We start from the raw sequence: 21,111 nt of genomic DNA on the forward strand, positions 1-21,111 counted from the left end.
CCAGGACACAGGTCATCTCCTTGATGATGAGCAATGTGCCTATTAAAAAGTGTCCACCATGTCTCCGAACACCTGTCCACCATGTGTCCGGTACATACAGGGAGAGGGCTAGGGTGAGGGGCTTTTGCTTTTACTTTTGCCCTTGACCTTGAACCGTCGGCAGTGAATCAAAATCAACAGCGGGTAAGCTGACACGTGGCCTTGTGGTGCCCCCGATTCCTTGTGGGAGCTTGCCTGCAAGCGATGGCGGCGTGACAGTCGACCAATCCATGGCCGGTGTACCCGATTGAAACTCTGGGGCTAACCTGGCGGCGTAGGCAGGTTGGCAGTGAACGATCCTTCCCTCTTGCACTCAATCCTTCTGTGCTGGCGCGCCAGCGCGCGTGATGAACGTTGAATTGAAGTTGTAACCGTTTCAAGACACTATTCCATGCGCCGTGGGGTTGCGATCTGTTGCACAATACGCCCCGGACTGTTTTCTCTCAGGATGTTCAATGTTGATTTCCATTCCCTTGCGTGTAGCCGGGTTGGCGCTGTTGTTGGCTGCCGTTGCCGGCTGTTCGAAAGACAAACCGATGTATGAGCACGAGAACTTCGATGACTCCGGTACGTTTTCGCGCAATTATCCGGTGACGGATGCGGCCAGTTGCGAAGCGGCGCGGCGGGCGTTGCTCAGTCAGGGCTACATCATTACCAGCAGCGATCCGAAACTGGTCAGCGGGCACAAGAGTTTCCAGCAGACCGGCGATACCCACATGGAGATCAGCTTCAATGTGGTCTGCGCCGATGACGGCAGTGCCGGGCACCATGCGACGATGTTTGCCAATGCCTTGCAGGATCGTTATGCGCTGAAGAAGACCAACAACTCGGCCAGCCTCGGCGTGGGTGTATTAGGGTCGGTGTCGATGCCGATCGGTTCGTCTGACGACTCGATGGTCAAGGTCGCCAGTGAGACGGTCACTGCGCAGAAGTTCTACGAGCGTTTCTTTACGCTGGTCGAACAGTTCCTGCCGGCGGATGCGAAGAAGGCTGCGCATATCGAGGAGAAGCCCAAGGCAGACCTCGGCATGCCTGAGGCGAAAGCAACGCCTGCACCGGCACCTGCGCCGTTGGTGCCGACTCCGGCAGCGGAACCCGCTGCAACGCCTGCGCCTGCTGCAGAGCCTGCGCCGGCCCCGGTTGAAACGGCGCCAGTCAGTTCCGAACCGGTGGCGCCGCCGGCGGAGTCGACGCCGATCACGCCTGCGCCAGCACCCGTTGAAGAGCCTGCGCCCGCCAGCGAAACCATCACGCCACCAGCGAACCCGGACATTCCGCCGCCGTCCGAGCCGATTCCGGCGATGCCTGCGTCCGGTCAATAGTAAACTTTAACGAAACCCTGTGGGAGCGAGTCTGCTCGCGATGAGGGTGTGTCAGCCGACAACGCTGTTGCTGACACACCGCTTTCGCGAGCAGGCTCGCTCCCACAGTGGTCTCCGGGGTGGCTTAAAGATTGGTTACATTCCCCTGACAATCCCCCCGCGATAAATCCCCAACCACCTGCTACGTTTTATTCATGAAGGCCACGTTTCACTTTTCCTTCACACGGGCACTTTATGCTCGGGGCACAGGTCGATTGATCAAGCCATTTTCATAGCGAGCAGTTGGGGGATTTATACGATGGATGAGTATCAGGAAGAACTGCTCGAATACCAGGCTTACGAACTGGACCAACCAGAACCCGCAGACGACGCAACCGAGCTCTGAGCTTGCAGCTTGCAGCTTGCAGCTTGCAGCTTGCAGCTTGCAGCTTGAAACTTGCACCTGCTTCAAGCCCGTATTCGATGACTGCGACGAAACTCGCCCGGTGTCTGGCCGCTCCAGCGCTTGAACGCTCGCTGGAATGCTTCGGCTGAAGCAAAACCGAGCAGGTAGGCAATTTCGCCGAACGCCAGTTCGGTATCACGGATGTAGGTCATTGCCAGGTCCCGCCGGGTGTCGTTAAGGATGGCGCGAAATTGCGTGCCTTCCTCGGCCAGTTTGCGCCGCAGGGTCCAGGTCGGCAGTTTCAGGCGTGCCGCGACTTCCTCAAGATCCGGTTCACGGCCACCATTGAGCAACGGCCCAAGCAATTGCGTGATGCGTTCGCGCAGGCTGCGGGTTCGCGTCAGTTGCTCAAGCTCTCGCTCACACAGTTGCAATAGATGCCGCCAGGTACTCGGGCAATGCTCGGGGTTGCGCTGTGCAAGGCTGCCCAGATTCAGGCGTAATTGGTTGCCCTCGGCGCCGAACTGGATCGGGCAATCGCCCAGCGAGCTATAGGCGAGGCGATAGTCGGGCTCGGCAAATTCGATCTCGATGCGCTCGGCCCGTAGCGGCTGACGGCTGACGGTCGAGAGTTGATTGAGCCAGCCTGCCACGATCGAATCGACGACAAAGCGGTTGTAAGCGTTGTACGGGCTGATCGAATAGAAACGCAACCACGCGCCATGGGCATCTTCGTGAAAGCTTGATTGGCCGCGATAGTTCGAGCCATACAGGGGTTCGAAACGGATCAGGCAGCGCGCAGCTTCGCGCACGGTCGGCGCTTGCGCGGCGGTGACGCCGGCAAGCCCGGCCTGGCTCAGACGACTGAGCTGGCCCATACGTAACCCCAGCGCTGCATCGCCGGTCAATTGAATCGCCGCATGGCCCAGGCGCATATAACGCGGGATCGATAAGCGCGCGCCCGCTTCAGCCAGTCGCGCTGCGTCGAGGCCGTATTGTTCCAACAATGGCTGTGGTTCGATGCCGTGGCTGCGCACGGCGTCGGCGAGGCTGTGAACAAAGCCTACCGACAGATCACCGAGGCGCATCGGCTGGGGCTTCATGGCTTACAACCAGATATTCAGCAGACGCGCGCCGCGGGCGTCGCCATCGGCAAAATGCTGACCGTTGCTGCTGAGAAAACTCTGGCCGGAGCTGGCCTTGTCCCAGAACTGCCCGCGCATGAATACGCTGACGCCGGCAATCGCCCGATTGCTCGGTGGCTGGGCAGTCAGGGTCAGTCGGTGCCAGGCCTGTCCTTCAGTAACTTCGCCGGGCTTGAGGCTCACCGAACCGGGCGTGCTCGAACCTTTATAACCGCGCCACGGCTGGTTCCACGCATCCTGACCGAACAACTGCGCCGGCACCGCCACCAACTTCGCGTTTTGCTCGTCGAGCGTGCGGTAGTTTTGTGGGTACCAACTGTCGCTGCCGATCAGTACGCCGAGACGTCCGGCCGGGGTGTCGACCACGTTGATGCGCTCTTTGTCCTCGGCCTGGATCACGTCACGTTGAGCGAACACCGGGTGCATCTGCCGCTGCGGCTGGCCGAGTGGCACGCCGTCGCGGCCGAACACCACGCTGCTGTTGTAGAGCGAGCCGCTGCCCGGTTTCAGTCGGCCATCGCGAATTTCCGGCTCCGGCAACACGATCGAACCGGCCACCAGGGTCACGCGAAATTCCTTGGCGAGACCGCCAAACAGCGCCTGATATTGCTTGGCCATGGATTTGGCTTTCATGCGCAGATAGGCGTCGTTGAGCTGGTCGTTGCCGCTGGCACGCAGCCAGGCGCGAGCGAACGACAACGGATTGCTCGCCGCCAGCCAGTTCATCGCCTCGTCCACGGTCGGGGCTTGATACAACTCGTCTTTTTCACCGCTGAGCAACAGCCAGGTGCCGATGTTTTCCGGCAAGACCACGACAGTTTTTTCATTCAACAAGCCTTGATCCTGCGCCTGCTGCAAATAGGCGGCGAGCTTGCGGTGCAGGCGTTCGGGGCTTTGATAGTCGGTAGGAAACAGTTCGGGCTGGATGCCCAGCAGATTGCCGCGGTCGGCGGGTGTGCCCTGGTCGACCGCCAGTTTTATGCGCAGGTCAGACAGGTAATGCCCGGCCGGCCGGTCCGCCGCCCACATTGCGTAGGTGGTGAGGGCAGCCACAAGGGCCATGGAAAACGTCAGGTACAAAAGTTTGCGCATGTAAACCAACAACGACCGGGAGCAGGGTATGGCGACTAGGGTAGGGCGCATGGTCGCGATTGCCAAGGGGCACTGCGCATTTGGATCAATAAGTTGTCAGTTACGGTCATTGAGCCGCAGCGAGGCGGCTCTTAGTCTGTCGAACATGACTGACGGGAGCCGCAGAGCGCCCGCAATTTTTCCGTGATCGCTCGTTGTGGAGTTACCGATGACCGCCGCTCAATACCCGCACCTGTTGGCCCCGCTGGACCTGGGATTCACCACGCTGCGCAACCGCACCCTGATGGGCTCGATGCACACTGGCCTTGAAGAAAAACCGGGCGGTTTCGAGCGTATGGCAGCGTACTTTGCCGAGCGTGCGCGTGGCGGTGTCGGCCTGATGGTCACTGGCGGTATCGGCCCGAACGACGAGGGCGGCGTGTATTCCGGCGCAGCCAGGCTGACCACGGACGAGGAAGCGCTCAAGCATCGTATCGTCACCCGCGCGGTGCACGAGGCGGGCGGCAAGATCTGCATGCAGATTCTCCACGCCGGCCGTTATGCCTACAGCCCGAAACAGGTCGCGCCGAGCGCGATCCAGGCGCCGATCAACCCGTTCAAGCCCAAGGAGCTGGACGAAGAGGGCATCGAGAAGCAGATCAGCGATTTTGTTACCTGTTCCGTACTGGCGCAGACTGCCGAGTACGACGGTGTCGAGATCATGGGTTCGGAAGGTTATTTCATCAACCAGTTCCTCGCCGCGCACACCAACCACCGCACCGACCGTTGGGGCGGCAGCTACGAAAATCGCATGCGCCTGCCGGTGGAAATCGTGCGCCGAGTACGCGAAGCGGTGGGCCCGAATTTCATCATTATCTTCCGTCTGTCGATGCTCGACCTGGTCGAGGGCGGCAGTACCTGGGAGGAAATCGTCACCCTGGCCAAGGCCATCGAGCAGGCCGGCGCGACCATTATCAACACCGGGATCGGCTGGCACGAAGCGCGGATTCCGACGATCGCCACCAAAGTGCCGCGGGCTGCATTCAGTAAAGTCACGGCCAAGCTGCGCGGCTCGGTGAGCATTCCGCTGATCACCACCAACCGCATCAACACCCCGGAGATCGCCGAGCAGATTCTCGCTGAGGGCGATGCCGACATGGTCTCGATGGCGCGGCCGTTCCTTGCCGATCCGGATTTCGTCAATAAAGCCGCTGAAGGCCGCGCCGACGAGATCAATACCTGCATCGGCTGCAACCAGGCGTGCCTCGATCACACCTTTGGCGGCAAACTCACCAGTTGCCTGGTCAACCCGCGCGCCTGTCATGAAACCGAGCTGAATTACCTGCCGGTGCAACAGATCAAGAAGATCGCCGTGGTCGGCGCCGGCCCTGCCGGGTTGTCTGCTGCGACCGTGGCAGCCGAGCGTGGTCATCAGGTGACGCTGTTCGATTCGGCCGGTGAAATCGGTGGTCAGTTCAACATCGCCAAGCGTGTGCCGGGCAAGGAAGAGTTTTTCGAAACCCTGCGTTACTTCAAGCGCAAGTTGCAAACGACGAATGTCGAGGTGTGCCTGAACACCCGCGTCGATGTGGCGAAACTGGTCGAGGGCGGCTACGACGAGATCATTCTCGCCACCGGTATCGCCCCGCGTGTGCCGGCGATTCCGGGTGTCGAGCATGCCAAGGTACTGAGTTACCTGGACGTGATTCTCGAGCGTAAACCGGTAGGTAAACGCGTGGCGGTGATTGGCGCTGGCGGCATTGGTTTTGACGTTTCGGAGTTCCTCGTCCACCAAGGCGTGGCGACCAGTCAGGATCGCGCGGCATTCTGGAAGGAATGGGGCATCGATACGCAGCTGGAGGCCCGCGGTGGTGTTGCCGGGATCAAAGCCGCGCCGCATGCACCAGCGCGCGAAGTGTTCCTGTTGCAGCGCAAGAAAACCAAGGTCGGCGATGGCCTCGGCAAAACTACCGGCTGGATTCACCGTACCGGTCTGAAGAACAAGCAGGTGCAGATGCTCAATAGCGTCGAATACCTCGGTATCGATGACGACGGCCTGCATATCCGCATTGGCGAAACCGGTGATCCGCAAGTGCTGGCGGTGGACAATATCGTGATTTGCGCGGGGCAGGATCCGTTGCGTGAGTTGCATGACGGTCTGGTCGAAGCAGGGCAGAATGTGCACCTGATCGGTGGCGCGGATGTGGCGGCAGAGCTGGATGCCAAGCGCGCGATCAATCAGGGATCGCGTCTGGCCGCTGAGCTTTAAGCTCAGCGCCGGATCTGTGGGAGCGAGCTTGCTCGCGAAAGCGGAGTGTCAGTCAATAGATGGCGACTGATACGCCGCCTTCGCGAGCAAGCTCGCTCCCACAGGGGCTAGCGAGCGCTGGCAGATTGTTCTCGCCTGGCTGTTAAGATGCTGGCTCTTTGCAACAGAGCCGGCATTCATGCTTTTACCCCCCGCCAACTGGCTACCCCAAGCCCCGCTCGAAACCCTTCGCCTGGACTGGCTCAGCACTGCCGGCATTGAAGTGGCGATCCTGCGTCTCGACCAGATCGACCCGCTGATCAGCGGCAACAAGTGGTTCAAACTCACCGAACATCTCAAAGCCGCCGAGCGCGCCGGTGCCGAAGGCATCATCAGCCTCGGCGGTGCGCATTCCAATCATCTGCATGCGCTGGCAGCGGCGGGCAAACGCTTGGGATTCAAAACGGTGGGTCTGCTGCGCGGGCATGCCCAGCAAACGCCGACAGTGGCTGATTTGCAGGCGTTCGGCATGCAACTGCACTGGTTGGGTTACGGCGGCTATCGCGCCCGTCACGAGCCTGGATTCTGGCAACCGTGGCAGACGCAATATCCGCAGTTTTACCCGGTGCCGGAGGGCGGCGGTGGACTGGCCGGGGCTCGCGGTTGTGCGGCCATGCTGACGCAGGCGCAAACGCAGTTGGCGGCTCTGGGCTGGAGCGATTTTCACGCCTGGTGGCTGGCCTGCGGCACCGGTACGACATTGGCCGGGCTGGTGCTCGCTGAGGCCGGCGCGAAACACGTCTATGGCGCGCTGGCAGTGCCGGTAAATCACGGCGTGGCGGCGCAGGTCGAATCGATTCTGCAACAGGCCGGACAGGGCAGCGGCGGGTATACCTTGATCGATGCCAGCCGGGGCGGTTTTGCAAAGGTCGATCCGGCTTTGCTGGCGTTCATCGAACATATCGAGCAAGCCGGCGGTGCGCCGCTGGAGCCGCTGTACACCGGCAAAGCCTTGCTGGCGCTGAAACAGCAGGTCGAGGCCGGCCGGTTTGCGCCTGGCACGCGGCTACTGTTCGTGCACAGCGGTGGCTTGCAGGGCCGGCGCGCCATGCTCGCCGGCCGCTGACGCTCAGCCGCGCTTGGGCATCATCCGCAGCAACGTGTTATCGCGCACCACGTAATGGTGATAGATCCCCGCCAACGCATGCAGGCCGATCAGCCAGTAACCGATGGTCGCGATGAGCACATGCCAGCCTTCGACCTGTTTGGCGAACGCCTTGTCTTCGCCGACCAGCAGCGGCAGGTCGAAACCGTAGAACATCACTTGATGGCCTTCGGCGCTGGTGATCAGCCAGCCGAGGATCGGCATGCTGATCATGAACAGGTATAGCGCCCAGTGCATCAGCCGCGCCAACAGCGTTTGCCAGGCCGGGGAGGCAGGGAAGATTTTCGGCGCCGGACCGAGGCTGCGCGCCAGCAGGCGAAACCACACCAGCACGAACACCGTCAGGCCGAGCAGGTAATGCATTTCGCGAATCAGCGTGCGACCGCCACTGCCCTTGGGAAACAGACCGCGAAATTCCATGCTGGCGTAAACCAGCACCAACAGCACCAGCATCAGCCAATGCAGCAGGACCGAGACGGTGCTGTAGCGCGATTCGGAGCTTGTCCACGGCATACGGGGTTACCTCACGGATCAGGGTTTGTAACGACCGTTCTGAATGACGGCATGGGTTAACTGTAATCCGCTTTGGCGCAATTGCCCGAAGCTGACTGGACTTTCCCTGCGTTGCGTCAGTCCGCGAGATAAAAAAACGCCAATGTCGCAATGATATTGGCGTTTTTCTTTGCCGCAATCGAGCGAATCAGCTCGATTGCGGCATTTCACCCTTGGCCAGCCGCCGATTGATGTCGGCGATTACCTCGGGCAAGTCGCTGATAGTGTCGATCATGTAATGCGGGCGCGAGCCTGCGAACAATGCGTGGATACGCGTGCGCTCGCTGGCCAGTTCGTCGCTGCCCAAAGCGCGGAAGCCGTCGTAGTCCAGACCCAGCGCGTTGCCCGAGCAGATCAGCGCCACGGTCCACATTCCGGCGCGGCGGCCTTCGAGAATGCCCGGCACGGTGTCGTCGATCTTCACGCAGGCCGCTACGTCATCGATGCCCAGCGCAATGACGTTGGCCAGGGCTTGCGCTGGCCATGGGCGGCCGTTCGGCACTTCATCGGTGGCGACCACATGCTCGGCGACATAACCGTTGCGTGCGGCCAGTTCGACAACCTTGTCCATCACCTGTTTCGGGTAGCCCGAGCAGGAGCCGATCCTGATGCCTTGCTCGCGCAGGCTGGCGATGGTCTCCAAAGCGCCGGGGATCAGCGCCGAGTGCTCGGCGATTTTTTCGATCTGCAGCGGCATGAAGCGGTTGTAGATGGCGGTGACGTCATCGTCGGTCGGCGTACGCCCGAACGCTTTGCGATAGCGTTCGGCGACTTGCGGCTGGTCGCACAGGGTGCGGATGTGATCCCACTTGCCCATGCCCATCGGGCCTCGGGCTTCTTCTATGGACACCTGCACGTCGAACTCGGCGAAGGCCTCGACGAAAATCTGCGTTGGCGCGAACGAGCCGAAATCGACCACGGTGCCGGCCCAGTCGAGGATCGCGGCTTGCAGTTTGGTGGGGGTGGTGTAGTTCATGGCAACGAAATTCCTGAGTTGAAATTCGATTCAAATGTAGGAGTGAGCCTGCTCGCGAAGGCGTCGGATCAGTCGACATCTATGTTGAATGTGCGACCGCATTCGCGAGCAAGCTCGCTCCCACAGGGGATTAAGGGTGGGTTTTAGATCTCTAACACTTCCATCTCGCGCAGCACCTCACCGACAGCCGCGACGGCCAGGCGCATGTCGTCCGGGGTGACGTGGCCGATGCAGCCGACGCGGAAGGTTTCCACTTGGGTCAATTTGCCCGGATAGAGGATGTAACCTTTGGCCTTGACCCGTTCGTAGAAATCCTTGAACTGATAACGCGGGTCCTTCGGCGCATGGAACGTGGCGATGATCGGCGCCTGAATGGCTGCCGGTAGAAAGCTGCGCAAACCGAGCCTGGCCATCTCTTCCATCAGCGCCTGACAGTTGGCGGCATAACGCGCATGCCGTGCCGGCAGGCCACCTTCTTCGTTGTATTGCTGCAAGGCTTCGTGCAGCGCCGCGACCACGTGAGTCGGCGGGGTGAAGCGCCATTGCCCGGTTTTTTGCATATAGGCGTGCTGGTCGAACAGGTCCATCGCCAATGAATGCGAATTGCCGGCGGCAGCGGCCAGTGATGCTTTGCGCGCGAAGACAAAGCCCATCCCGGGCACGCCTTCCAGGCATTTGCCGGAGGCTGCGATCAGCGCATCGAATGGCACCTTCTGCGCATCCACCGGCAGCGCGCCGAACGAGCTCATAGCGTCGATGATCAGGCGTTTGCCGTGTTGCTCGACGACCTGAGCGATCTGCGCCAGCGGGTTGAGAATGCCGGTGCTGGTTTCGCAATGAATCAGTGCGACGTGGGTGATCGAGCTGTCGGCGCGCAGCAGACGGTCGACATCGGCGGCGGTGGTCGGCTCGTCTTCAGCGGTTTCGAAAGTGCTGAACGAGCGCCCGAGTACTTCACAGATTTTTGCCAACCGTCTGCCGTAGGCACCGTTGATCAGCACCAGGATTTTGCCGTCACGCGGCACCAGCGTGCCGATAGCCGCTTCGACGGCGAAGGTGCCGCTGCCCTGCAATGGCACGCAGTGGTGGGTCGCGGCGCCATTGAGGATCGCCAGCAATTGCTCGCAAGCGCTGGCGGTCAGTTGATTGAAGCGGTCATCCCAGGAGCCCCAGTCGACCAGCATCGCCTGGCGAGTGCGGGCCGAAGTGGTCAACGGGCCGGGGGTAAGCAGGATGGGTTCGGCGATACTCATGCGGGTGTCCTCGGGCTGCGCTGGGGGATGAAGCTACGGGGCATACGTTGCAATTAGCCGTTTCATCAATCAAATTGTTTATTGTTATGCCAACCATCAGTGAGGCTTATTCATGAACCTGTTCCAGCTGCGCGCTTTCGACGCCGTCGCCCGTGAAGGCAGCTTCACCCGCGCCGCTGCGCGCTTGTTCATCAGCCAGCCAGCGGTCACCGGCCACATCAAGGCGCTGGAGGAGCACTACCAGATCACCTTGTTGCGGCGCACCGCGCGTCGGGTGGAGCTGACCGAGGAGGGCACCCGACTCGCCGCAATCACCCGCGCGATGTTCGGCCTGGCCGAAGAGGCGCAGACGATGCTTGAAGCCAATCGGCAATTGCTCACCGGTCGGCTTGAAGTCGCAGCGGACGGCCCGCACCTGGTGATGCCGATGCTCGCCAGCCTGCGTGCGCGGTATCCCGGCATTACCGTGAATCTGCGCTTGGGCAACGCTCAGGAGACCTTGGCCGCATTGTTGTCCGAGCATGCGGATGTAGCGGTGCTGACTGAGGTCGAGCCACGCAAAGGTGTGCATTTGCAAGGCCTTGGCGAATCGCGGATCTGCGCTTTGGTGCCGGCCGGGCATCCGTGGACACGGCGCGCCGGGGAAGTGCCGCTCAAAGAACTCGATCAAGTGATCATGGTGTTGCGTGAGCCGAGTTCGATTACCCGGCGCACCTTCGACCGGGCCTGTGCGCAGGCGTCGATTCATCCGCGCGTGCTGCTGGAACTCGACAGTCGCGAAGCGGTGACCGAAGCCGTCGCCGTCGACTTGGGCGTAGGCGTGGTGTCCTCGGTAGAAGTCAGCCACGACCCACGGGTGGTGGCGATTCCGCTTGGTGGGGCAGGGCTGGTGAACCGGCACCTGATCGGCTGCATGGAGCGGCGGCGGGAGCTGCGCTTGATTCAGGCGTTTTTCGATCTGGCGCCAGCCTGATAGACCGCAGCGCCTGCAATCGCCAGCAGGCTGGCTCCCACAGGTTTTGTGAACGACGCAAAATCCCTGTGGGAGCCAGTCTGCTGGCGATGGGGCCGGCGAGTGCGCGGATCACGGTTCGGCGCGGTTGAGCAGCCAGTCGAGCAACAAGCCGTTGTCGCGCACCGGCGGTGGCGAACGGGGCGCCGGTTCGGGCGAATTGCCCAGGCACAGGATCGGCCGATCCGGATCGCCGTCGAGAAAACTCACCCACACCTGGCTGCCGGCGCAGGGCAGATCGTCCGGCGTAAGGCGGCGCTGGGTGCGCGTCATGGCGACGGGCAGCCAGAGCGCGTCGCTATCGCGCATTGGCGCCTGCACCGCCGGCCACAGGCTGATGGCGACGCGGCCGTGTTCGTCGATTTGCGCCGGTTGCCCGCAGGTGCCCACGACCCTGCCCAGATGGAAACCGGCAATGCTCGGCCGCGGTTGTTTGAGCGCCGGGCGAAAATCGCTGGCCCAGGGCTGCGCGCAGAAATCGTTGTGGTAGCGGTGTACGCTGGGGCTCGGGTCGAGAATCGATGGATGCTGCCCACGATGATGGATCGCAGTGATTCGCCATTGCTCGTTGAAGTGGCTGATCGGATGCGCCGAGACTTGCAGCAGATCGCCGCTGAACAAACCGCTCTGGTCGCTGCGGCCATTGATCGTGCGGTGCTGCCCGCGCTGGCGTTGCAGATGGCGGCGGCTGCGCTGTTCATGGTGGCGCTGTTCAGGTGCAGGTCTGGGCGGTGGATCGGCCATTCGTTGATTGGCCGCCGCGTCGCCGCTGGCCTGTTGCCCGCGATCGTGCACCGTTCGCAACGCGCAGATCGGTGCAGCATGATGGTGCTGGTACAGCGCGCTGATGCAGGGCGAAGGCGTTTGTTCGCATGCCCTGAACGGCACTGATACCGGCGTTTGCGGCAGGCTCAGGCTGTCATCGGCGAACACTGCAACGTGGCCGTCGGCGCGGTGTTCGAAGTGATAGTGAATGCCTTCTTCTTCGCAGAGCCGGTTGAGCAGCGCCAGATCGCTTTCCTCGTACTGAATGCAGAACGGCCGGAGCGGGTAATGACCGACCGTCATTTCGATCCGGTAATCGTCTGCGACCAAAGCGTTTTCAGCGAGCAGTTGCTGGAGAATCTGCGGCACGCTCGACTGCACGAATACCCGGCGTTTATCCGGTTGTGCCAGTCGTTGCAGGTGCGGCACCAGGTTCAATCGGTAACCGATCCGCTGCGTACCGCGATGTTCGTAACTGGCACTGTCGATCACACCGTGAATACCGTGCCGCTCGTCCAGACGCAGAAAGGCCGGTTGCTGCAGGAGCGTGTCTGGTGCCATGGCGGGGGCGAGGCCGATCAGCTCGAGGTCGAAGCGATAGGGCTGGTTGAGCGCCTCCTCGCCGTCGAAACCGACCACCGGAAGGCTCAGGCCAGTGTCGGTCAGGGTCAGGGTGAAAAAACTTTCCTTGTCATTGAGCATTCGCACAGGCTCTGTCAGGCAATACGGGAGTCAGAGGGTACGAAACCGCAGAGCGGAATGGTCGTGTCAAAGACGTTTTTCAGAATCCCCCTACAAGGTCTGGTGAAGTTGTCGATTCGGCATCACGTTTTTTTGGTCGATTGCCGAGTTTAGGCCGTATAAACTTGCCGCCACGCGTCGGCCAATAGATGTCTCGGCGCCACAGATCAAAGAGAGTGAGTAATGGGCGCACAGTGGAAGGTTAAACACAAAGAAGCGGCTGCCAACGCCAAGGGCAAGATCTTCGGCAAACTGGTGAAGGAAATCACCATCGCTGCCCGTAACGGTGCCGATACCGCCACCAACGCACATTTGCGTCTGGTGGTCGAGCAGGCCAAGAAAGCCTCGATGCCAAAAGAAACCCTCGACCGTGCGATCAAGAAAGGCGCAGGTCTGCTGGGTGAGACCGTGCAGTACCATCGCGTGACCTACGAAGGTTTTGCCCCGCACCAGGTGCCACTGATCGTCGAGTGCGTGACCGATAACATCAACCGCACCGTTGCGGAAATCCGCGTGGCCTTCCGCAAGGGCCAACTGGGCGCTTCCGGTTCAGTAGCGTGGATGTTCAACCATGTCGGCATGATCGAAGCTGCGCCGGAAACTCCGGATGCCGATCCGGAAATGGCTGCGATCGAAGCCGGTGCGCAGGATTTCGAGCCGGGTGAAGAAGGCGCTACGTTGTTCCTGACCGACCCCACCGATCTGGATGCCGTGCAGAAAGCCCTGCCGGAACAGGGTTTCACCGTGCTCTCGGCCAAGCTCGGCTACCAGCCGAAGAATCCGGTCAGCGGCCTGAGCGACGAGCAGATGGCTGAGGTCGAAGCGTTCCTCGAAGGCCTCGACAACCATGACGACGTGCAGGATATGTTCGTCGGTCTGGCGGGCTGATTTTCTTTCAGTGATGGCCTCATCGCTAGCAGGGCTAGCTCCCACACTGGATTTTGGTGTTCACAAAATCTTCTGTGAGGGCTAGCCTGCTAGCGATTGACCGCGCAGCGGTCACAATGTCCACAACACCTCAATGACCTCGCCAAACCCCGGCCGCCCCAGCACATCCGCCTGACAGCAACGCTGCACCAGCGCCTCGAGCGCCAGCCGCTGCCGATCGCTCAGCCCACTATCGATACGCGCGAGCAATTCCCCGAGCAAGACCCCGAAGGCACGTACCTCGATGCGTTGCAGCGCGCGCGTTTGCGGGTTGTCCTCGACAGCGTGAAACGACGCCGCACCAAAATCGCCTAGCAGGCAATCGCCGTGCTGATTCAACAGAATGTTGTGCCCATACAGGTCGCCATGGGTGATGCCTTGACGATGCAGATGCTGCGCCGCCGAGGCGATGCCTTTGGCGATGTTCAGCGCGACCTCGGCGCTGAAGCGGCGATCAGCGGCGTAGACATCGCGAGAGCAGGAGTCCAGGCTCGGCAGGTCGGCGAGGTTGGCAAAGGACGGATCGATCAACTGCATCACCAGACCTTGCTGGCCGTCAGGGTGGCCACTGAGACGCCCCTCGATGCGGATCAGATTAGGGTGCTGGCCGGCGGTAATGCAGGCATTCATTTCGTGCAACGGCGAACCGTCGCTGGTCATCTCGCCCTTGTAAAGCTTCACCGCCACCGGGGTCAGTGAACTGTCGTCACGTTGCCAGTCCGCATGGGAGATCACCCCCGAGGCGCCTTCGCCCAGTTGCTGTTGCAAGCGCAGCGCCGACCAGGCGATCTGCGGCGTCGCCTCTAGCGCGGCGGCGTCCGCCTCGGTTTCCAGCGGATTGCCGGCGTAGGCCAGCCACGTCAGGCTTGGCAGGGTCAGCAGCCACTGCGGCAGCTCGGTCAGGCGGTTGGCGGCAATACGGATCAATTCGAGCCGATGGCATTGGCTCAGCGAGGGTGGCAGCGCTTGCAAGCGGTTGCCGGCGAGCATGAGCTTTTGCAGGGCAGGGCGTTCACCGAGTTCGCTCGGCAGATGCTCGAGGCAGTTGTCGGTGAGAATCAGCCAGCGCAACAGCGGCGGCAGGGCGGCGGGCGGTACGCTGACGATGCAATTGGCCTTGAAACCGACCATGGTCAGCGCCGGGCACTGGCCGAGACACGCCGGCAGCTCGGTGAACTGGTTGTCGGAGCAGAACAGCACGCGCAAGCGTGTCAGGCGATGCAAGTCATCGGGCAGACGACTCAAGGCATTGCCGCTGAGGTTGAGGATTTCGAGGGTGTCGGCCAGGTCGAAAATCTCGCGCGGAAACTCGGTCAGGTCACACGACAGATCCAGACGAGTAATGCCCGACAGTTCGCCGGCGCGCAATTGAGCAAGGGTGTGCATGGCAGATGTTCGCTTTCGATAAAAGACGGCGCGGGGCGACATGATAACGGCAAAGCCGTGTTCTGAAGGGATGCAGAGTGTCGAAAACGGCGCCGAACCTTGTGGGAGCCAGCCTGCTGGCGATAACGGTCGTACTGCCGACATCAATGTTGAATAGGGCACCGCCATCGCCAGCAGGCTGGCTCCCACAGGGGCCTGCGGTGTGTCAGTGCGGGTCGTGCATCGCTTGCAATTGCCCCAAACGGCTGCGGGTGCGGGCCAGATCGATGGCGTGGCCCTCGAGGCTGTCGCGCAGTGGCAGTCGCCCGATCAGTGTCAGATGCTTGTCCTGGTCGTAAAGCACGTCGATCAGGTTGATGAAACGCTGCTGCGTGGCGATCGGGCATTCGCCCAGTTCGGGCAACCCCTCGATGACCCAATGATCGAAACGTCGACACAGCTCCAGATAATCCATGACGGCGGTCGGCTGTTCGCACAAGTCGTTGAAGGTGAAGACGACGCGCCGATTCGCGCAGAACCGCGCCTGTAACTGTCGGGTGCCGACACTCAGCGCAACGGCAGGCGCCTCAGTCGGCGGTAGATCGAGGGCGCCGCGTTGCGCGGTTGTGCCTGGCCACACGTAATGCCCTTGGGTAAAGACTTGATGCTCAACCAGGCGCTGCTGGCTGCGGTAATCATGGGGCCCGCCCACCTCCATGACGTGCATGCGCGCATGGATCAGTTCGATCACCGGTTTGAAACGCGCGTGATATAGCGGGTTGGGCAGCAGGCCTTCGGGCGGGTAATTGGACGTCAGCAACAGCAGAATCTTCCGCTTGAACAGTGCCTTGAACAGCCGGGTGATGAGCATCGCATCGCCAATGTCATGCACATGGAACTCGTCGAAACACAGCGCCCGACAATCTTCCAGCAGTTCATCAAGGGTTAGCTCCAGCGCATCGTCATGCCCACGATGGCGAAACATGCCGTCGTGCAATTGCGCAAAGAACTGATGGAAATGCAGCCGGCGTTTCTGGGTGATCGGCAACGCCTGAAAGAAGCCGTCGAGCAGCCAGCTCTTGCCGCGTCCGACCGCGCCGAACAGATACAGGCTCGGCGGTTGACGCGCGCCGGTGCCGAGCAACAGGCTGGCCTGCTGCGCCATGCAATCGATGACGCGCTGCTGGCTGTGACTGAGGGTATAGCCTTGTTCGTGGGCCTTGTGTCGAAAATGATCGCGGATCAATCGGGCGTTGGCATCATGCCCGGCACTGGCCGGTACGCCCTTGCCGAGCCAGCGGCGCAATGCCGGCCAGCGCGCCAGCAGTTTTGATCGTTTCGACGGTGGGGCAGGCAATCGCGGTGTCTCCGTGTTCGTTGAGCCGGCGCCCGGAAGCGCGGCGGCTCAGTGTAACCAGAGGCCGGGTCGATCGGCCACCGCCGCTCAATGTTCCGTCAGAAGGGCTGCGATTGTTTGAGCAAAGGCGCTGCCGGCGAATCCGTCGGGCTGACCATCGCATAGTTGTAGCCGCCACCCGACCAGTACTCGGCCTGCAGATCGCCGTCACTGCGCCGCCCGCGTGGCAGAAAGGTGTTTTTCGGCCCCGGCGGGCGTACGTAGAAGCTCACCTTGTGGCCGCTGCGATCTTCATACATGACCATCGCCGCCGGCCCTTCATCGGTGCTGAGCAGGCGTCCGCTGACCGGTTCGAACCCGGCCGCCGTAAGATCCGGCAAGCGGCTGGCCTGATTGAAATAGCGATCGAGCCAACGCTGCATGTCACCGTCATTGTCGACCTGATAATCGGCCGGAAGCAGGCCTTGCTGGGCGATCAGGCGATAGGCCTGCAAAGCGTCGGTCATCGGTAATACCGAGCCGCGCACGAGGGTCATCTCCCGTGCTTGCCAGCCGCTGAAACCACCGATGCTGACGGCGATCAGCAGCAGCGCCGCACTGGCCAGGTGGCGCCGTGACTGACGCTGGCGGCGCTGGCGAATCAATGCCGGATCAAGCGCCGGATTGGCCGGTTGCTGCAACGCACCGCTGAGGGCTGCGCGCAGTTGCTGGGCATCGTGTTGCCAGGCGCGAACCTGCGCCGCTTCGTCCGGGTGGCTGGCCAGCCAGGTTTCCAGCACACGCCGGTCGGCGTCGCTGAGCTGGTGGTCGACGTAGGCGTGCAGGTCGCGCTCGTTGGGAGGCAGGCTGATCATTTGAGTATCCGCAAAGAAGGGCTGCTGATTTCGCCGTCGCTCAATTGGCGCAGGGCCTGACGGGCGCGGGACAGGCGCGACATCACGGTGCCGAGCGGGGTGCCGAGAATTTCGGCGACCTCTTTATACGACAGGCCTTCGACCGAGACCATCAGCAGCAGCGCGCGTTGTTCGGTGGGCAAACGGTCGAAGGCTTGCAGGGTCGATTGAGCGATCACGGTGCGTTCCACCGACGGTTCGGCGTCATCGCGACCGGTGAAAAATTCGAGCATCCGCGCATAGCGTCGAGAGCGCCGGTGTGCGTCGAGGAACTGCCGATACAGAATCGCAAACAGCCACGCGCGCAGGTCGCCGTCGGCGCGTTTTTCGCCCCAGCTCGACAATGCCCGTTCCAGACTGGCCTGAACCAGATCGTCGGCGCTGCTGCTGTTGCGTGTCAGCGATACGGCGAAGCGGCGCAATCTGGGAATGATCTCTCGCAATTGTTCGTCGAATTCGCTCATCACGTGCTGCCATTCACTACGCTGTGGACTAGGAAGACGTCCGTCGCCGGAGGTTATTCCACGTTCGGAAAAATAAATACCGAGGCGTGGAATAAAGCCCGACGGGGTGCGTCTTGCTGACTCTTCCTGATTGCGGCCACTGGCCCTGGAGCCTTACATGGTTGTTCGCTCTTCATCCGATACACCGCCCGGCGGACCGCGGCGCCCACCCTTGTCTACGGCAAGCCTGATGTTGCGCCTGGGCGGTATTGCCGTGGTTGTCGCCGCTGTGGCCGGGGCGTTTGCCTACGTGCATGGCAACTTGGACCCACAACGGCTGACGCCAAAAGCGCTGGTAGATGTGCTGGAAAAGAACAACGGTGTGCATCCCGGTTTTCGCCGCAACCACGGCAAAGGCGTGTGCGTGATCGGCCATTTCGAGAGCAGTGGCGAGGCGCGTGCGTTCTCCACCGCACAAGTGTTCAACGAGGCGCAGACACCGGTGGTCGGACGTTTCGCACTGCCGTCGGGCAATCCGTACGCGCCGGATGGCAGCGTGCCGATCCGCAGTCTGGCGCTGCGTTTTACCCAGGCCAACGGCCAACAGTGGCGCACCGGCATGAACAGCATGCCAGTGTTTCCGGTGGGCACGCCGGAGGCCTTCTATCAGTTGCAGCAGGCGCAATCGCCGGACCCGGCCACCGGTAAGCCGGACCCGACGAAAGTCCCGGCGTTCTTCGCCGCGCACCCGGAAGCAGCGCCCTTTCTAACCTGGATCAAGACGGCCAAGCCGTCGGCCAGTTACGCCACCGAAACCTATAACAGCGTCAACGCATTTTATCTGGTCGACGGTAACGGCAAGAAACAGGCGGTGCGCTGGAGCATGACCCCGCTTGCGCGCGACGCTGCCGGAGCCATTGCGCCGGAGGGTGGTGATTTCCTTGAAAAAGATCTGGTGCAACGCCTGGCATCGGGGCCACTGCGTTTTCAATTGAATATCACCCTCGCCAATCCTGAGGACCCGGTCAACGACGCCAGCAAGAACTGGCCCGCCGAACGCAAAGTGTTGAACGCCGGCACGTTGGTGCTGGACAAAACCCAACCGCAACTGAGTGGCGAGTGCCGCGACATCAACTACGACCCGCTGGTGCTGCCGGCCGGCATTCAGGGTTCCGACGACCCGCTGCTCGCCGCGCGGTCCGCCGGTTACGCCGATTCCTACCTGCGCCGCACCAGCGAAGTCAGCCAGTTACCCGCCGCTAAACAGGAGGCTCGCCCATGAGCACTCAACCGACCCATTTCGTTTTGCTGGCGCGGTTGCTGCACTGGCTGATGGCCGTGATGATCATCGCCATGCTGTTTATCGGTGCCGGCATGGTCACCTCGGTGTCCGAGCGGCATGAATGGCTGATCCATCTGCACAAGCCGTTGGGTATCGCCATTCTGGCGCTGGTGATCGTCCGTCTGCTGGTGCGCTGGAGTACACGTCAGCCACCGTTGCCGGCTGATCTGCCGGATTGGCAAGCACTGGCGGCCAAGGCTTCGCATTGGCTGTTGTATGGATTGATGCTGGTGTTGCCGTTGCTTGGCTGGGCGATGATCAGCGCCTCGGGCGAGCCGGTGATGCTCGGCACTGCGATGCAATTGCCGGCCATCGTGCCCGCCGATGCTCAGTTGTTCGCGCTGCTGCGCAAGGCGCACGGCTATCTGGCGTATCTGTTGTTCCTGACGGTACTGGTGCATCTGGCGGCAGCGTTGTTCCATGGCTGGATTCGTCGTGACGAAGTGCTCGACAGCATGTTGCGCAGTCGCGATCGCGGCTGATCGCCGCCAATGGCGCATCAAGTCGATGCGCCATTTGCGTATCAGCGAGGGGAGGGGGATCAGCGCAGGCTGTCGACCATGTCGGCGATGGTCGTCAGCACATCCTTGCCCAATTGCTTCGAGCGCTTGCCCGACCAGCCGGTGATTTTGTCGGGGTGGTCATCGTGGTCCTTGAACGGCATTTCCAGCGTCAATGACAGGCAGTCGTATTTCTGCCCGACACTGTTGCAGGCCAGGGTCATGTTGGCCTGGCCCGGTTCGTCGCGGCTGTAGCCGTACTGGGTCTGGAAATCCCTGGTCGTGTGCTTGAGGTGCGTGTTGAAGTGCTCTTCGAGCTTTTCGATGCGCGGCGTGAACCCGGGATTACCTTCGCAACCGGCGGTGAACACGTGGGGGATTTCCTCGTCGCCGTGTACGTCGATGAACAGGTCGACGCCATACTTTTCCATTTGCTGCTGTACGAAAAGTACTTCGGGGCTGATTTCCTGACTGGCGTTCTGCCAGGCGCGATTCAAGTCCTGGCCCATGGCGTTGGTGCGCAGATGACCGTGGAAGGCACCGTCCGGGTTCATGTTCGCCACCAGGTACAGGTCGGCGCTGGCCAGCAGTTTGTTCAGCACCGGGTCGTCGTGTCTTTCCAGACGCTCGATCACGCCCTCCATGAACCATTCGGCCATGTGCTCGCCCGGGTGTTGCTGGGCGATGATCCAGACTTTGCGCTGGCCCTCGGCGCCGCTGCCTTTGCGCAGCAACTGGATGTCACGACCTTCGACGCTCTTGCCCGTCGCCAGCAATTGCGTGCCGGCCTTGCTCAGCGCCTGCTCGATCAGCCAGTCGTGGCGGCCGCGGCTGTACGGTTCGAAATAGGCGAACCAGGCGTGGGTCTGGGTGGCTTCAAGGCAGAAACGCAGAGAATCGCCTTCGAAAATGGTCGGGATACGGAACCAGTTGACGTGATCGTAAGACGCCACGGCCTGATAGCCGGTCCAGGCTTTGTTATACGAAGACTGGCTGGCGTTGATCAGCCGGAACCAGTGTTCCTGGCCGACATGCAGACCGCTGGCCTTGAAGTGGAACCATTGAAAATGTGCGCTGCGGGTGTCCGGGCGAATCGCCAGAACCGGGCTGAGCGGATTGCTGAGGTCGATGACTTGAATGTTGCCGCTGTCGAAATTGGCGCTGATGTCGAACGAGGATTTGGCCACGGACATAATCGATTCCTGGGTAGGATTTTTATGGCCGTCACTTTACACGCAGGCTGGGTTGAAACCGAGGGGAATTAAGGGGGTTGCAGCGGGGGGGCGTCCTCCGTGACGCGCAAGCAGCTTAGAGTGTGTGCGAGTGATTCTCAAGTGCTGATTGGCAAAGTTTGCCCCAATGTGGCCGGGCTTGGCTTGTCATCCGATATTCTTTTGATATTATCCGCGCCATCGAATACGCAGCACCCAAAGACTTCATTAGCCTGAAGCCATAAGTCCGAAAAACGGACAAAAAAAGACCCGGCAAAAAGCCGGGTCAAAAACCGTGATTAGCCTGATGAGGAGATAGTCCAGAAGACCGACCTAAGGTCTCTGGTCCATCGACTGATCTCGCGACCAGCTGCTTGCAATAATAATCATTATCATTTG

At 61.2% G+C, this 21,111-nt stretch carries 18 protein-coding genes; 7 read left to right on the plus strand and 11 right to left on the minus strand.

What is annotated here, in order from left to right:
- The first annotated feature begins 494 nt into the window (after positions 1-494).
- Positions 495-1,361, plus strand: coding sequence for a DUF2242 domain-containing protein (locus V6F91_RS26360; RefSeq protein ID WP_332769653.1), 867 nt, complete (start codon positions 495-497; stop codon positions 1,359-1,361).
- Positions 1,362-1,808: 447 nt separating this feature from the next.
- Here the strand turns inward: V6F91_RS26360 and V6F91_RS26365 are convergent, their stop codons facing one another.
- Together V6F91_RS26365 and V6F91_RS26370 are read right to left on the minus strand one after the other, a co-directional pair.
- Positions 1,809-2,849 carry an AraC family transcriptional regulator gene (locus tag V6F91_RS26365; protein ID WP_332769655.1) on the minus strand — a complete coding sequence of 347 codons (1,041 nt, stop codon included), beginning with the start codon at positions 2,847-2,849 and terminating at the stop codon, positions 1,809-1,811.
- Between the two features lie 3 nt (positions 2,850-2,852).
- Positions 2,853-3,983, minus strand: a complete 1,131-nt coding sequence (locus V6F91_RS26370; protein ID WP_332769657.1) for a nitrilase-related carbon-nitrogen hydrolase — start codon at positions 3,981-3,983, stop codon at positions 2,853-2,855.
- 208 nt (positions 3,984-4,191) lie between these two features.
- Here V6F91_RS26370 and V6F91_RS26375 point away from each other — a divergent pair, with 208 nt between their 5' ends.
- Positions 4,192-6,231 carry an NADPH-dependent 2,4-dienoyl-CoA reductase gene (locus V6F91_RS26375; protein WP_332769659.1) on the plus strand — a complete coding sequence of 680 codons (2,040 nt, stop codon included), beginning with the start codon at positions 4,192-4,194 and terminating at the stop codon, positions 6,229-6,231.
- Positions 6,232-6,409: 178 nt separating this feature from the next.
- Entirely contained in the window at positions 6,410-7,336 is a 927-nt protein-coding gene (locus tag V6F91_RS26380; RefSeq protein WP_332769661.1) for a 1-aminocyclopropane-1-carboxylate deaminase/D-cysteine desulfhydrase, read from the plus strand.
- Between the two features lie 3 nt (positions 7,337-7,339).
- Here the strand turns inward: V6F91_RS26380 and V6F91_RS26385 are convergent, their stop codons facing one another.
- The 3 genes from V6F91_RS26385 to V6F91_RS26395 all read right to left on the minus strand — a co-directional run bounded on the left by V6F91_RS26385 (position 7,340) and on the right by V6F91_RS26395 (position 10,156).
- Complete coding sequence (locus tag V6F91_RS26385) at positions 7,340-7,888, minus strand: cytochrome b (RefSeq protein WP_332769663.1); 549 nt, start codon at positions 7,886-7,888, stop codon at positions 7,340-7,342.
- Between the two features lie 187 nt (positions 7,889-8,075).
- The gene (phnX, locus tag V6F91_RS26390) at positions 8,076-8,903 is read right to left on the minus strand and encodes a phosphonoacetaldehyde hydrolase (RefSeq protein ID WP_332769665.1); all 828 of its coding nucleotides are present in this window, start codon (positions 8,901-8,903) and stop codon (positions 8,076-8,078) included.
- A 143-nt stretch (positions 8,904-9,046) separates the two neighbouring features.
- Positions 9,047-10,156, minus strand: a complete 1,110-nt coding sequence (locus V6F91_RS26395; RefSeq protein ID WP_332769667.1) for a 2-aminoethylphosphonate--pyruvate transaminase — start codon at positions 10,154-10,156, stop codon at positions 9,047-9,049.
- A gap of 112 nt (positions 10,157-10,268) precedes the next feature.
- Here V6F91_RS26395 and V6F91_RS26400 point away from each other — a divergent pair, with 112 nt between their 5' ends.
- Positions 10,269-11,129, plus strand: a complete 861-nt coding sequence (locus tag V6F91_RS26400) for a LysR substrate-binding domain-containing protein (RefSeq protein WP_332769669.1) — start codon at positions 10,269-10,271, stop codon at positions 11,127-11,129.
- 111 nt (positions 11,130-11,240) lie between these two features.
- Here V6F91_RS26400 and V6F91_RS26405 read toward each other — a convergent pair whose 3' ends face one another.
- Positions 11,241-12,635 (minus strand): type VI secretion system Vgr family protein, encoded by a 1,395-nt coding sequence (locus tag V6F91_RS26405; RefSeq protein WP_332769671.1) that lies wholly within the window; start codon positions 12,633-12,635, stop codon positions 11,241-11,243.
- Positions 12,636-12,857: 222 nt separating this feature from the next.
- On the opposite strand from V6F91_RS26405, the gene V6F91_RS26410 reads away from it, so the two are divergent.
- Positions 12,858-13,562, plus strand: coding sequence for a YebC/PmpR family DNA-binding transcriptional regulator (locus tag V6F91_RS26410; protein WP_332769673.1), 705 nt, complete (start codon positions 12,858-12,860; stop codon positions 13,560-13,562).
- Between the two features lie 111 nt (positions 13,563-13,673).
- Here the strand turns inward: V6F91_RS26410 and V6F91_RS26415 are convergent, their stop codons facing one another.
- From V6F91_RS26415 to V6F91_RS26430, 4 genes are all read right to left on the minus strand, one after another.
- Entirely contained in the window at positions 13,674-14,987 is a 1,314-nt protein-coding gene (locus tag V6F91_RS26415; RefSeq protein ID WP_332769675.1) for a leucine-rich repeat-containing protein kinase family protein, read from the minus strand.
- Positions 14,988-15,192: 205 nt separating this feature from the next.
- Positions 15,193-16,323 carry a cell division protein ZapE gene (zapE, locus tag V6F91_RS26420; RefSeq protein ID WP_332769677.1) on the minus strand — a complete coding sequence of 377 codons (1,131 nt, stop codon included), beginning with the start codon at positions 16,321-16,323 and terminating at the stop codon, positions 15,193-15,195.
- Positions 16,324-16,421: 98 nt separating this feature from the next.
- The gene (locus V6F91_RS26425; RefSeq protein ID WP_332769679.1) at positions 16,422-17,177 is read right to left on the minus strand and encodes an anti-sigma factor; all 756 of its coding nucleotides are present in this window, start codon (positions 17,175-17,177) and stop codon (positions 16,422-16,424) included.
- Positions 17,174-17,680 (minus strand): RNA polymerase sigma factor, encoded by a 507-nt coding sequence (locus V6F91_RS26430; RefSeq protein WP_258448678.1) that lies wholly within the window; start codon positions 17,678-17,680, stop codon positions 17,174-17,176. The genes V6F91_RS26425 and V6F91_RS26430 overlap by 4 nt, the downstream gene beginning before the upstream one ends.
- A 157-nt stretch (positions 17,681-17,837) precedes the next feature.
- Between V6F91_RS26430 and V6F91_RS26435 the strand changes: the two genes are divergently transcribed.
- Both V6F91_RS26435 and V6F91_RS26440 read left to right on the plus strand, forming a co-directional pair.
- Entirely contained in the window at positions 17,838-18,941 is a 1,104-nt protein-coding gene (locus tag V6F91_RS26435) for a catalase family peroxidase (RefSeq protein WP_332769682.1), read from the plus strand.
- Positions 18,938-19,483: a cytochrome b gene (locus V6F91_RS26440; RefSeq protein ID WP_332769684.1), complete on the plus strand. Its 546-nt coding sequence runs from the start codon at positions 18,938-18,940 to the stop codon at positions 19,481-19,483. The genes V6F91_RS26435 and V6F91_RS26440 overlap by 4 nt, the downstream gene beginning before the upstream one ends.
- A gap of 59 nt (positions 19,484-19,542) precedes the next feature.
- Here the strand turns inward: V6F91_RS26440 and V6F91_RS26445 are convergent, their stop codons facing one another.
- The gene (locus V6F91_RS26445) at positions 19,543-20,694 is read right to left on the minus strand and encodes a M14 family metallopeptidase (RefSeq protein ID WP_332769686.1); all 1,152 of its coding nucleotides are present in this window, start codon (positions 20,692-20,694) and stop codon (positions 19,543-19,545) included.
- Positions 20,695-21,111: the final 417 nt, after the last annotated feature.

It is taken from the genome of Pseudomonas koreensis (assembly GCF_036668835.1).
GTDB classification, from domain to species: Bacteria; Pseudomonadota; Gammaproteobacteria; order Pseudomonadales; family Pseudomonadaceae; genus Aquipseudomonas; species Aquipseudomonas koreensis_I.

Excerpts from the sequence above, each read along its gene's own strand:
- V6F91_RS26360 (WP_332769653.1), top strand. The coding sequence starts at position 495 with ATGTTGATTTCCATTCCCTTGCGTGTAGCCGGGTTGGCGCTGTTGTTG.
- V6F91_RS26365 (WP_332769655.1), bottom strand. The coding sequence starts at position 2,849 with ATGAAGCCCCAGCCGATGCGCCTCGGTGATCTGTCGGTAGGCTTTGTT.
- V6F91_RS26370 (WP_332769657.1), bottom strand. The coding sequence starts at position 3,983 with ATGCGCAAACTTTTGTACCTGACGTTTTCCATGGCCCTTGTGGCTGCC.
- V6F91_RS26375 (WP_332769659.1), top strand. The coding sequence starts at position 4,192 with ATGACCGCCGCTCAATACCCGCACCTGTTGGCCCCGCTGGACCTGGGA.
- V6F91_RS26380 (WP_332769661.1), top strand. The coding sequence starts at position 6,410 with ATGCTTTTACCCCCCGCCAACTGGCTACCCCAAGCCCCGCTCGAAACC.
- V6F91_RS26385 (WP_332769663.1), bottom strand. The coding sequence starts at position 7,888 with ATGCCGTGGACAAGCTCCGAATCGCGCTACAGCACCGTCTCGGTCCTG.
- phnX (WP_332769665.1), bottom strand. The coding sequence starts at position 8,903 with ATGAACTACACCACCCCCACCAAACTGCAAGCCGCGATCCTCGACTGG.
- V6F91_RS26395 (WP_332769667.1), bottom strand. The coding sequence starts at position 10,156 with ATGAGTATCGCCGAACCCATCCTGCTTACCCCCGGCCCGTTGACCACT.
- V6F91_RS26400 (WP_332769669.1), top strand. The coding sequence starts at position 10,269 with ATGAACCTGTTCCAGCTGCGCGCTTTCGACGCCGTCGCCCGTGAAGGC.
- V6F91_RS26405 (WP_332769671.1), bottom strand. The coding sequence starts at position 12,635 with ATGCTCAATGACAAGGAAAGTTTTTTCACCCTGACCCTGACCGACACT.
- V6F91_RS26410 (WP_332769673.1), top strand. The coding sequence starts at position 12,858 with ATGGGCGCACAGTGGAAGGTTAAACACAAAGAAGCGGCTGCCAACGCC.
- V6F91_RS26415 (WP_332769675.1), bottom strand. The coding sequence starts at position 14,987 with ATGCACACCCTTGCTCAATTGCGCGCCGGCGAACTGTCGGGCATTACT.
- V6F91_RS26425 (WP_332769679.1), bottom strand. The coding sequence starts at position 17,177 with ATGATCAGCCTGCCTCCCAACGAGCGCGACCTGCACGCCTACGTCGAC.
- V6F91_RS26430 (WP_258448678.1), bottom strand. The coding sequence starts at position 17,680 with ATGAGCGAATTCGACGAACAATTGCGAGAGATCATTCCCAGATTGCGC.
- V6F91_RS26435 (WP_332769682.1), top strand. The coding sequence starts at position 17,838 with ATGGTTGTTCGCTCTTCATCCGATACACCGCCCGGCGGACCGCGGCGC.
- V6F91_RS26440 (WP_332769684.1), top strand. The coding sequence starts at position 18,938 with ATGAGCACTCAACCGACCCATTTCGTTTTGCTGGCGCGGTTGCTGCAC.
- V6F91_RS26445 (WP_332769686.1), bottom strand. The coding sequence starts at position 20,694 with ATGTCCGTGGCCAAATCCTCGTTCGACATCAGCGCCAATTTCGACAGC.